Origin of the sequence: Nocardiopsis endophytica, assembly GCF_027706725.1 — a bacterium.
Taxonomy (GTDB): domain Bacteria; phylum Actinomycetota; class Actinomycetes; order Streptosporangiales; family Streptosporangiaceae; genus Nocardiopsis_A; species Nocardiopsis_A endophytica.
The window spans coordinates 1-11393 of record NZ_JAQFWQ010000023.1; the positions used below are offsets into that span (position 1 = coordinate 1).

General features: G+C 73.7%; 9 protein-coding genes. 4 read left to right on the forward strand and 5 right to left on the reverse strand.

Translation table 11 applies throughout. The features are described from left to right. Window positions 1-630 precede the first annotated feature (630 nt). Both O4J56_RS10285 and O4J56_RS10290 read left to right on the forward strand, forming a co-directional pair. The gene (locus tag O4J56_RS10285; protein ID WP_270685476.1) at window positions 631-2226 is read left to right on the forward strand and encodes an alpha-amylase family glycosyl hydrolase; all 1596 of its coding nucleotides are present in this window, start codon (window positions 631-633) and stop codon (window positions 2224-2226) included. A gap of 124 nt (window positions 2227-2350) precedes the next feature. Continuing rightward, window positions 2351-3595 (forward strand): endonuclease/exonuclease/phosphatase family protein, encoded by a 1245-nt coding sequence (locus O4J56_RS10290; protein ID WP_270685477.1) that lies wholly within the window; start codon window positions 2351-2353, stop codon window positions 3593-3595. A 60-nt stretch (window positions 3596-3655) separates the two neighbouring features. Here the strand turns inward: O4J56_RS10290 and O4J56_RS10295 are convergent, their stop codons facing one another. The 4 genes from O4J56_RS10295 to O4J56_RS10310 all read right to left on the reverse strand — a co-directional run bounded on the left by O4J56_RS10295 (window position 3656) and on the right by O4J56_RS10310 (window position 7045). After that, entirely contained in the window at window positions 3656-3871 is a 216-nt protein-coding gene (locus O4J56_RS10295; RefSeq protein WP_270685479.1) for an EF-hand domain-containing protein, read from the reverse strand. 132 nt (window positions 3872-4003) lie between these two features. Next, entirely contained in the window at window positions 4004-4918 is a 915-nt protein-coding gene (locus tag O4J56_RS10300) for a DUF3592 domain-containing protein (RefSeq protein WP_270685480.1), read from the reverse strand. A 155-nt stretch (window positions 4919-5073) separates the two neighbouring features. After that, complete coding sequence (locus O4J56_RS10305; RefSeq protein WP_270685482.1) at window positions 5074-5904, reverse strand: DUF3592 domain-containing protein; 831 nt, start codon at window positions 5902-5904, stop codon at window positions 5074-5076. Between the two features lie 211 nt (window positions 5905-6115). Then, the gene (locus O4J56_RS10310; RefSeq protein ID WP_270685483.1) at window positions 6116-7045 is read right to left on the reverse strand and encodes a DUF3592 domain-containing protein; all 930 of its coding nucleotides are present in this window, start codon (window positions 7043-7045) and stop codon (window positions 6116-6118) included. A gap of 225 nt (window positions 7046-7270) precedes the next feature. Between O4J56_RS10310 and O4J56_RS10315 the strand changes: the two genes are divergently transcribed. Both O4J56_RS10315 and O4J56_RS10320 read left to right on the forward strand, forming a co-directional pair. Further along, a complete protein-coding gene (locus O4J56_RS10315) occupies window positions 7271-7936 on the forward strand; it encodes a hypothetical protein (protein ID WP_270685484.1) in 666 nt (221 codons plus the stop codon). Between the two features lie 280 nt (window positions 7937-8216). After that, window positions 8217-9734 (forward strand): PepSY-associated TM helix domain-containing protein, encoded by a 1518-nt coding sequence (locus O4J56_RS10320; RefSeq protein ID WP_270685486.1) that lies wholly within the window; start codon window positions 8217-8219, stop codon window positions 9732-9734. Between the two features lie 153 nt (window positions 9735-9887). Here O4J56_RS10320 and O4J56_RS10325 read toward each other — a convergent pair whose 3' ends face one another. Further along, window positions 9888-11180, reverse strand: coding sequence for a pectate lyase family protein (locus O4J56_RS10325; RefSeq protein WP_270685487.1), 1293 nt, complete (start codon window positions 11178-11180; stop codon window positions 9888-9890). Window positions 11181-11393: the final 213 nt, after the last annotated feature.

The window sequence follows — 11393 nt, forward strand, 5'->3', positions numbered from 1 at the left end:
CACCAGCGTGCCCCGCACCGCCGCCCCCGCGATGATCTCGACGGAAGTGCTGTCATTCCGGCGGTTTTGACAGCACCCTTGTCGAGATCATCGCCGGGCGGGGGCGCGCCGGGCCGACGGCCGCCACGAGCGCGTAAGAGCGCGAACCCCGCCCACCGAGCCGCCCATCCGGACCATCCGGGGCCCACCGGACGGCAGGCGGGTCCGGGGAACCGCCCCGCTCTCGCCGTCGCCGCCGTCCACGGCGACCACGCACACGCCCGGCGGCCGACAGTGCTGCCGGATGGGCCGCCGGCCTCGCCTCGTCGCCGCCCTCTTGCTCACGCTCCGACGGCCCAACGCCCGGCCGGGGTCCTCAAGGGGTACCAGCAGAGCCGCCCCTCTGACCGGCCACCCGACCGGACCGAGGTCAGCCCGCCGCCCGCGCTGCGGAAACCCGAAACCCGCGGTTTCCGTTCCAACCTCGTTCCCCGAGATGGGCAAGGGCCTGCGGTTGAGGTCAGGGGCGGGGGAGGTGGCCGGAACCGGCCGTCGGCGGGGTTGCTGGGCCCTTGCGCGGGCATCGGCTTGATCGGGGAGCGAACCCGCACCCCCGTGCCCGCGTCCCGTCCACGGAGGACCGCACCGCCCATGGCCGACCGCACCCAGCGCCGCCCCCGCCCCGCCTGGCTCGACCAGGCCGTCCTCTACCAGCTCTACCCGCAGAGCTTCGCCGACTCCAACGGCGACGGCATCGGCGACCTGCGCGGCATCGCCGACCGGCTCGACCACCTGGAGCGCCTCGGCGTCGACGCCGTCTGGCTCAACCCGATCTTCGCCTCCCCCTTCCACGACGCCGGGTACGACGTCTCCGACTACTTCTCCATCGCCCCCCGCTACGGCACCGACGACGACCTCGCCCACCTCGTCGAACAGGCGCGGCGGCGCGGCATCCGCGTCCTGCTCGACCTGGTCGCCGGTCACACCTCCGACCAGCACCCCTGGTTCAAGCAGGCCGCCCGCGACCCCGCCGACGACCGCTACATCTGGTCCGAGGAGCCCGTCCGCGGCTTCGTCCCCTCTCCCGGCCCCCGGCCCGGCCACTACCTGCCCAACTTCTTCTCCCACCAGCCCGCGCTCAACTTCGGCTACGCCCGCCCCCACCCCGACCAGCCCTGGCGCAGCCCCCTCGACGCCCCCGGGCCACGCGCCAACCGCCGCGCCCTGCTGGAGATCATGGACCACTGGCTCGGCAAGGGCGTCGCCGGATTCCGCGTGGACATGGCGCACTCGCTGATCAAGGACGACCCCGGGCACCGGCGCACCGCCGAGGTCTGGACGGAGCTGCGCGCCCGCCTGGAGGCCGACCACCCCGAGGCGGTGCTGGTCGCCGAATGGGGCGACCCGGCGACCTCGGTCCCCGCCGGGTTCCACGCCGACTTCCTGCTCCACTTCGGCGGCCCCACCCGCGGCGGCGCCCTGCGGTCCCTGTGGGACAACCGCGCCGGGACCGACCTGGGGCCGTGGAACGTCGCCGAGTCCACCTGCTACTTCGACGCCGGGGGCGGCGGCTCGGCCCGCACCTTCCTCAACGCCTGGCGCGCCGCCACGGCCGCCGTCGGGGAGACCGGGCACATCGCCCTGCCCACCTCCAACCACGACTTCTCCCGGCCGGTCTGCGGCCCCCGCACGCGCGAGCAGCTCCGCGCCTCCTTCGCGTTCCTGCTCACCTGGCCCGCGCTCCCGGCCATCTACTACGGCGACGAGATCGGCATGCGCTACGTCCCCGGGCTGCCCGACACCGAGGGCAGCTCCACCGGGCCGAACCGCAACCGGGCCGGGTCGCGCACCCCCATGCAGTGGGACCGCACCCCCGGCGCGGGCTTCTCCACCGCCCCCGAGGAGCGCTTCTACCTGCCGCTGGACCCCGACCCGGGCCGGCCCGACGCCGCCTCCCAATGGGCCGACGAGGACTCCCTGCTCAACCTGGTGCGGCGGCTGATCGCGCTCCGCAAGGAGCACCCGGGCCTGGGCACCGGCGGCACCGCCGAGGTCGCCTACGACGGGTACCCGCTGGTGTACGAGCGGGACGGCCGGTACCTGGTGGCGGTCAACCCCCGGCAGGAGCCCGCACGCCTGGCGCTGCCCGGGTACGGGGCGGCGCGCCCGCTGATCGCCGAGGGCGCCGAGTGCACCCGGACGGGGATCGAGGTGGAGGGGTTCGGCTTCGGGGTCTTCGGGCTGTGACGGGCGGGGCGGCGGGCCCAGGACCCACGCCCCGGCGTCGCCGGGCGGCAACCCCCGGGCCACCCGGCGGTCGGTTAGGGTCGGCACACTTCTCCACCGCCCCACACGACGACGAGAGGTGCGCATGAGCCCCCGCCCCCGATCCGCAGGCGCGGCCGCACTCGCGGCGGCCGCCCTGGTCCCCGCCCTCGCCACCGCCCCCGCGCACGCGGCCCCCGCCCCGGCGGGCGCCGCCCCCGGCCCCGAGGGCGTGCGGTTCGCGACCTACAACTCCTCGCTGAACCGCGGAGCCGAAGGCGAGCTCATCGAGGACCTGTCCACACCGGACGACGAGCAGGCGGCGGCCGTCGCCGGGATCATCCAGCGCGCGGAGCCCGACGTCCTGCTGGTCAACGAGTTCGACTACGACGCCGAAGGGCGCGCCGCCGAGCTGTTCCAGCGCAACTACCTGTCGGTCGGGCAGGACGGGGCCGACCCCGTCGACTACCCCTACCGCTACACCGCCCCCGTCAACACCGGCGTCGCCTCCGGCTTCGACCTGAACAACGACGGCGAGGCGGTCACCGAGCCCGGCGCGCCCGGGTACGCCGAGGACTCCTTCGGGTTCGGGCGATTCCCGGGCCAGTACGGCATGGTCGTCTACTCCAAGTACCCCATCGACACCGACCGGGTGCGCACCTTCCAGGAGTTCCGCTGGGCCGACATGCCCGGCGCACTGCTGCCCGAGGACCCGGACACCGGCGAGGGCTTCTACTCGGAGGAGGAGCTGGCCGAGCTGCGCCTGTCCTCCAAGAGCCACTGGGACGTGCCCGTGCGGGTGGGCCGGGGCAAGCCGGTGCACCTGCTGGCCGCGCACCCCACGCCTCCGGCGTTCGATGGGCCCGAGCGCAGGAACGTGCTGCGCAACCACGACGAGATCCGGTTCTGGGCGGACTACACGACCCCCGGCAAGGGCCGGTACATCTACGACGACGAGGGCCGGAAGGGCGGCCTGAAGCCGGGCTCCCGGTTCGTCGTCGCGGGCGACCTCAACACCGACCCCCACGACGGCGACGGGCACCCGCGGGCCATCCGGCGCCTCCTGGAGGCGCCCCGGGTGAACTCCGGCGAGGTGCGGCGCTCCGACGGCGGCGCGGAGGCCGCCGAGCTCCAGGGAGGCGCCAACGCCGACCACACCGGGGACCCCGCCCACGACACCGGCGACTTCAACGACGAGGCGCCGGGCAACCTGCGCGTCGACTACGTGCTGCCCTCGCACGGGCTGCCGGTGCGCGGCTCGGGCGTGTACTGGCCCACCACCGACGACCCGGCGTCCGACAAGGCGGCGGCCGCCTCCGACCACCGCCTGGTCTGGCTCGACCTGCGCTAGCGCGCACCGCGCCGGCGCACGCCCCCTCGGCGCCCCGGGGCACCGCCCCGGGGCGCCGTCTCAGGAGCGCTCGTTCATGAAGCGGGTGTACTCCTCAAGCGTGATGAGGCCGTCGCCGTCGCTGTCCATGGCGCTGATGAGGGCCTCGGCGCGCTCCTGCGTCACCTTCCCGCCGAGCCGGTCCATCAGGCTGACGAGCTCCTCGGCGGAGATGCGGCCGTCGCCGTCGGCGTCGACCAGCTCGAAGGTTGCGGCGTACTCACTGGTCTCGGACATCGCGGGTGGTGCTCCTGTTCTCGGGTGGGAGCCGCGGCCCCGGGCACGGGCGCGCGGCCGGACGCGCCGGAACAGTACCAGCAGAGCGTCCCGGGTCCGCAGGCCCGGGGGCGTGCCGCCCCCGGCCCCGGGTCAGGACGCCAGCTGGGAGACGACCGCGATCGTACTCCCCAGGATCGGGAAGACGACGCCGAATCCGATGAACACCAGGGGCATGACCTTCATGGACGAGCCCCCCTCGGCGAAGAAGTGCGTCGGCTCGGAAGGGTCGTACAGCACCTCGGTCCGCTCGCCGACCGTGCGCGGCCTGTTGGTCGAGGTCGAGCTGCGCGTGTGCACGTGCCGCCCGTCAGGCAGGACGTAGTGCACCGCGTAGGGGTAGTAGACGCGCGTGGTCCGGCCGCCGTCGGAGTCCCTGCGGGTCCGGACCTCCTTCCACGAATGCGTGATGGTGCCGGTGGTCCGGGCGGGCTCCTCGCGCAGGCGCCGCTGGCCGCGCCAGATGCCGATCCCGGCGAACAGGAAGACCAGGCCGACGAGGGTGAACACGGCGCCCACGGCGACGGGGACCAGGTTCCGGTCCTCGGAGAGCGCGGACAGCAGCAGGAACGCGAAGAGGGCGGCCGCCGCGATGAACGCGGGCGGGGCGACGTACCGCAGTACCGGGCGGGGCTTCACGGGCTCCGGGGCGCCGGGGACGGGGTGCAGGTAGGGGTTGTCGGTGATCTCGACGTTGTCGGGGTCCTCGGGGTCGAAGAGCACCCGGACCCGCCAGCCGACGACGGGGACGATCCCCTGGAAGCCGCGGGTGAACTCGCGGTCGACCACCTGCCCGGAGGGGGTCTGGAAGCGCAGGGTGAACGGCACCTGCGTCCGCTCGGGCGGCGCGAGCCCGCCGGTGGCGACCACCTCGGCCTCGCTGCTCGCCCCGCCTTCGACGCGCCTGTTCCTCCGCCTGCGGCCGAGCACACCGCGGACGATGTTGATCCCGGCGAAGACCACGGCGGCGACGATGAAGATGATGAGCGGGAGGTTGACGTCATCCACCGGGGAGACCGCCCTTTCTCTGGATCGCGGGGAACGGCCCGCCGCGGGCGCGGCGGCGGGAGGTGGCGCCCGATGCTAACAGCGCCGCCACCTGCGGAGTATCGGCGGTCTCGGTCTGTGGGACGCCGGGCGCAGGGGCGTCGACGGTGCGGAGTTCAGAAGGCGTAGATCAGTGCGAGGAGCAGCGTGAGGACGAGGGGGCCGATCCCGAGAGCGGTGAGTAAGGCGAGGAGTATGAGGGAGATGACGGACATGAAGGAGGCCCCGCCGCGAAGCGTCTCCGGCGTCCCGGCGTAGGCGATGGTCGGATCGGCAGGGTGGTAGACCACCGGTTTCACCTGGCCGATGCCGCTGGGGGCGTACGAGGAGTCGGAGGGGACCCCACCGCGGAAGATGCGGCCGTCGGGAAGGGGGAACTCCACGATGATCGGGTAGTACGTGCCCCGCCTCCCGCGCATCGCCCAGCAGTGGGTGACCACGCCCTGGGTCTGGGCCGGGTCGGTCCACAGGCCTTTCCTGAGGTGGCGCTCGGAGAGCCAGAACCTGTCGACGGCGAAGAGCGCGGGCACGATGAAGGGCGCGCTCATCAGGGGCGCCGCCGGGTCCGAGTCGATGATCGCGAACGGCACCGCGAGGACGACGAGGACCGCGGCGTAGACCGTGAGGCCGTAGGTGTGGAGCAGCGTGAGGGCGCGTTTGGGCGGCGGCAGGGCGGGCGTTCCCGGGAGCGGCCCGAGATGGGGATTGTCGATGATCTCGACGTCGTCGGGGGCCGCGGGATCGAAGGCCACTCGGACGGTCCAGCCCGGTCGGGGGACGATGCCTCGGAACCCGCTGGTGAACGTGCGGTGGTGCACGGTGCCGTCGGGCGAGAAGTAGCGGAGGGTGAAGGGGTGCTCCTTCTGGTGGGGCGGTGCGAGCTCGCCCGTCGCCACGACCTCGGCGTCGCTGCGGACCCCTTCGCGCAGCAGCCTGTTCCTGCGCATTCGTGGGCGCTGGACCCGTACGAGGTTCACGCCAGCGAGCAGGGCGGCCACCGCGAACACCGGGATGAGACCGAGTGGGCCTGTGAACATGGGAACACCGCTTCGCATTCGAGGGCCACGAGGACCGGACCGCCTGGGACCGGAACTGGGACCCGGGGAGCCGTGCCGCCGTTCCGTCCGGATCCGGCCGTGGGCCCGCCCCTGTCCGTACTCAGGCCTGCACCAGGGCGAAGGCCAGTATCAGGAGGACAGGGCCCCAGGAGAGCGCGAGGAGGAACGCGGAGACCCCGAGGGACAGGCCGGAGCCCAGGGAGAGCATCCGGCGCAGCGACTCCGGCGTGCCCGCGTACACGACGGTCGGGTCGGAGGGGTGGTAGACGACCGGCCTCACCTGCCCGATCGTGCTCTCGATGTGCGCGGAGTCGGTGGGCACGCCCCGGCGGAACAGGCGCCCGTCCGGGAGGCGGAACTCCACGGCGAAGGGGTACCACCGCCGGCCCCTCCTCCCGAACTCCAGCCAGCAGTCCGTGACCACGGCCTGTGCCTCGGCCGGCACGACCGGGCCCTTCCACAGTCCGGGCCGGGCGTGGCGCTGGGAGAGCCACTGCCTGCTGACGACGTAGAGGGCCATCAGGCTGAACGGGGCGCCGATCAGGACGGTCGGCGGCGGCACCTCCGTGAACGCGAACGGCACCGCGAGGACGGTGAGGAGCACGGCGAGGAAGGTGGGCCCGTAGTAGCGGGCCAGGGTGAAGGCGCGCCCGGGCCGCGGCGGGGCGGGCGCGCCCGGCACGGGGTGCAGGTAGGGGTTGTCGGTGATCTCGGCCCCCTCCGGCGCGGCGGGGTCGAAGACCACGGGGACGACCCATCCCGGCTGGGGGACGATGCCCTGGAACCCGCTGGTGAACGTGTGGCGGTGGACGGTGCCGTCGGGCGAGGAGAACCGCAGGGTGAAGGGGTGCTCCGTCTGCTTCGGCGGGGCCGTGTCGCCGACCGCCACCACCTCGGCGTCGCTGCGGACCCCGTCGCGCAGGAGCCTGCGCTGGCGGTTCCGCGCACGCTGGACCCACACGATGTTCGTACCCGCGATCAGGGCTGACAGGGAGGCCACCAGGGCGAGGCCGACTGGGCCCGTGAACATGTGAACTCCGCTTCACACTCGGGGGATGGAGAGACGCGGGACTCGGGGGCGGAAGGATCCTACCGAGGCCCCGAACCGTCGACGGGCGCCCGGCACCGGCCGTGGAGCCGGTGTCCCGGGACATCGGACGTCCGAGGGGCCGCCCCGGTTCCACGGCGCAGGCGCGGGGCGGAACCGGCGCCACCCCGGTTTCGCCTGCCCCGGTGCCCGTGCGAGAGTCCTTCCATGGCCGACCTGTCCCCGCTGCGCGCCGCCCGCGCCGCCGTGTTCACGGCGGTGTGCGTCGGCATCGGCGCGGCCGGGCACGCGGCGACCTCCGGCCACGGCATCCCCACGGGCGGACTGCTCGCCGCCGCGCTGCCGGTCTTCGGCCTCGCCTACGCCGGGACGGCGCGCGAGCGCGGGTTCGGGACCGTGGCCGCCTGGCTCGGATGGATCCAGCTCGCCCTGCACACGCTGTTCGCCCTGGCCCAGTCCCCGGGCGGGCACCACGGCGCCGACCCCGCGGCGGCCGGTGCTCCCGCCGTCTCTGCCGGGGCGGTCGCCGAGGCCGGGTCCTCGGTGCTCACCGGCGGTGTTCCGATGCTCCTGGCACACGTCGCGGCCACCGCCGTCGCCGCGTGGTGGCTCCGCAGGGGAGAGGCGGCCGCGTTCGCCCTCGTCCGCTACGCGAGGGCGCTGTTCGACCGCGTCGTCCTGCCGGTGGTCCCGGACCCGCCGATCCTGCCCGCGCGCGCCGTTCCTGTGCCGACCAGCGCCGTCCGCGCGCTGTATCCGGCGCCGCTGCTGCACTCGGTCCGCCGCCGGGGCCCGCCGTCGGGGCCTCCGACCGGACCCCCCGGGGCCTTGGACGACGCACGTTCTGCGAGTCACCTTCTGATGGCGGCATAGCGCGGAGGCGCGCTCGCCCGCCCGGAGGTCCGGTCGGCACGACATTCCCCGTCCAGGGCCGACGTCGTCACGACCGCCGGTTCACCAGGCTGCGAAGCCCCGGCCCCGCCCCGGCTTCGCTCACGCCTCCGCTTCGGCCGACGCCTCACGCGCCACCCGCTCGACCCGCGAACCCGCGAGGTCGGCGCGGCATGCGCGCGTCGACCGTTCCCCCGGTGCACCGCGGCGCATCTCCCTGCCGTCGGCTCCTGGTCCGTGCAGACCCCAAGGAGCGACAGACATGTCCATCGAACCGGGTGTGCGTCCCGACGACGCCGCACCGGACGCAGAACCGAGCACGTCACCGGACACCACGCCGCCGCAGGCGCCCGACCGGATCCCGCCGCGGCCGTCGACCGGTGCGGCCCTGCGCGCGCTGGTGCTCCGGCTCCACTTCTACGCCGGAATCCTCATCGCGCCCTTCATCGCCGTCGCGGCGGCGACCGGGCTCCTCTACGCCTTCAGCCCGACACTGGAACAGGTGGCCTACCGGGACGTCCTCACCGTGGAGGCCGGCGGTGACCCGCTCCCGCTCCAGGAGCAGATCGACGCCGCCGCCGAGGCCTACCCGGAGGGGACCCTGGACGCCGTCAGGCCCGGCGCCGAGCCCGACCGGAGCACCGGTGTGCTGTTCACCAAGCCCGACGACGAGGACAAGCGGATGAGCGTCTTCGTCGACCCCTACACCGCCGAGGTGCTGGGCCGGTACGACTCCTACGGCAGCAGCGCCTCCCTTCCCCTGCGGACCTGGCTCGCCGAACTGCACAAGGACCTCCACCTGGGCGAGCCCGGCCGCATGTACAGCGAGCTGGCCGCGAGCTGGATGTGGGTCATCGCGGCCGGAGGCATCGTCCTGTGGTTCACGCGCGGGCGCCGCAACCGCCGCGTGCGCAGACTGCTTCTGCCCGAGGGGGCCGGCGCGCGCGGGCGCAGGCGGAGCCTCTCCTGGCATGGGGCGGTCGGAACGTGGGCCCTGATCGGCCTCCTCGCGCTCTCCGCCACCGGCCTGTCCTGGTCGAACCTGGCCGGGGGCAACATCGGCTCCATGCGCGAGGCCTTCGGCTGGCAGACGCCCAGCCTGGAGGCGGCCTCGGGCGGCCACGAAGGGCACGGCGGCTCCGGCGACGGACACGGCGGTGACGGCGGCCACGAGCACGCCCCGCTCAGCGGCGCGGGGCCGGAAACGGCGCTCGCGTCGGCCCGTGCCGCAGGGCTCGACGGGCCGGTCGAGATCGCCGTCCCCGGTGCGGAACGCGCGGTGTACACCGTCGCCGAGACGAGCCGGGAATGGCCGGCCGACCAGGACCAGGTGGCGGTGGACCCCGCTGACGGCCGTGTCCTGGAGGAGCTGCGCTTCGAGGACTACCCCCTGATGGCCAAGGTGACCAAGTGGGGCATCGCCGCGCACATGGGCCTGCTGTTCGGCCTGGCCAACCAGGTGGCCCTGGCGGCGCTGGCACTGGCGGCGCTGACGCTCATCGTCCTCGGCTACCGGATGTGGTGGCAGCGGCGACCCACCAGGGCGGCGAGCCGTGCCTCCTTCGGCCGCCCCGTACCCCGCGGGGCGCTCGCCCGCCTCGACTGGACCGCCCGCATCCTTGTCGCTCTCGTGGCGGTCGCCGTGGGCGTGTTCCTCCCCCTCTTCGGGATCTCGCTGCTGGCGTTCCTGGCCGTCGACACCGCACTCGGCCTGAAGCAGAGGGCCAGGGCGAAGCGTGAGGAGCAGAGGGAGGGAGACGGCCTGCCCCTGGGCGCCTGACAGGCGCCTGAGCTGCTGAGCACCCGAAAGGCGCCCCGGCCGAGCCCTCGCCGGTGGGCGCCGGACGAGGACCGTGCGAGGGCCGGGCGGTACGTTCCGCCCGGCCCTCCCGCCCCGGAATCACCACCCGGGATGCTCCTCAAGACGGGGTGGTCAGCGCAGCCTGCCCGCCCCGGCCTTGGCGGGGACCAGATGCGGCACCGCCCGGGTCGGGTGGATCTTCCCGTGCCGCTCGGGCTCCCAGCCCACGTCGGAGGAGAGCGGCGCATCCGGGTGGGCCGCGTTGTAGGCGCCCAGGAGATCCACGGGCCGCCCCCCGAAGATGCTCCCCTCCTCGTACAGCGCCGTCCCGCCCCAGGAGACGATGGCGTCTTCGGGAGCGATCCCCGGAGCCATGTCGAAGGAGTTGTTCTGGGCGTAGATCCCCGACTCCACGCCCGCGCCCCACGAGTACTGGTACGCGTAGTCCGACCCGGAGCCGTGCGTGTAGTGGTTGTTGTACACGTGCACCTGGCCGTAGCGGACCCGCGGGACGCGCTGCGTCAGGCCGGTGAAGTGGTTGTGGTGCACGGTCACGCGCAGCCGGCCCCGGTCCCCGTGGCTGTTGGAGTCCGTGTTCCCGATGAGCATCGTCTTGTCGTGCCCGTCGAGCACGTTCCAGGAGACCGTTACCAGGTCGCTGCCGCGGATCACGTCGATCATGCCGTCGTGGCGGTCCACCTGCGCCCCGTAGACGCGCTCCAGCTCGTGGTCGCGGGTCTCGCCGTCGGTGAGCGTCAGGTGGTCCAGCCAGACGTGGCGGGAGCGGGACACCTCGATGTTGTCGTACTCGGCGTCCCAGTCCTCGCCGCGCCACTCCGGGAAGCAGTCGTAGGCGTCGTGCACCGCGAGGTTGCGGACGATGACGTTCTCCACGCTCTCCAGCAGGATGCCGCCGCCCGTGAGGGAGGCGTCGCCGACGCCGACGATGGTCGTGTTCGAGCCCGGCGTGAGCAGGACGTGCTCGCGGTGGGCCTGGTAGGAGCGGTCGCGGGCCTCGGCGAGCGGGCCGTCCTCGCCGCCCTCCCAGTGCTCGGGGTCGAACGCCTCGACGTAGGCGTCCCAGTCGTACTCGGGGTCGGCGAAGTCCGAGCACGCGAGCGCGCTGCCGTCCGCGGCGGTCATGGCGCCGATGGCGCCCTCGACGTAGACGATCTTGGGGTGGTCGCCGCGGACCGCCCGCTTCAGCTCGTCCCAGGTGCGCACGGTGGACACGTCCGCGTCGTCGGCGGCGGCGCCGCCGGTGGTGCCGCCCTCGGCCGACGCCCATCCGTCGTTCTCGGCGAGCGTCTCCCGGCCGATGTCGCGCCCGGGCGGTCGGGGGTCGGCGGCGGCCGGGGGAGCGGCGGCCGAGGCGGCCAGGACCGCCCCGGCGGCGAGGACCGCGAGCTGGGGTGCTCTCCTCACGGGGGTTCCTCTCTGTTCGTTCGGGGGATAGGGAAGCGATTTCCTGACCATCTGGGATGGTATGAGGCCGATCGTGCCGTTTCTCTGATTCATTGATCGGAAAACGCTTACCGAAATCAACGGTCGCCCGAAGGGTGCTCCCGCGTCAAGAGGGGCGGGCGTCGCCGAAAGCGGTGCGGGGCCGGGGCGACCGCCCCGGCCCCGCACCGCGGA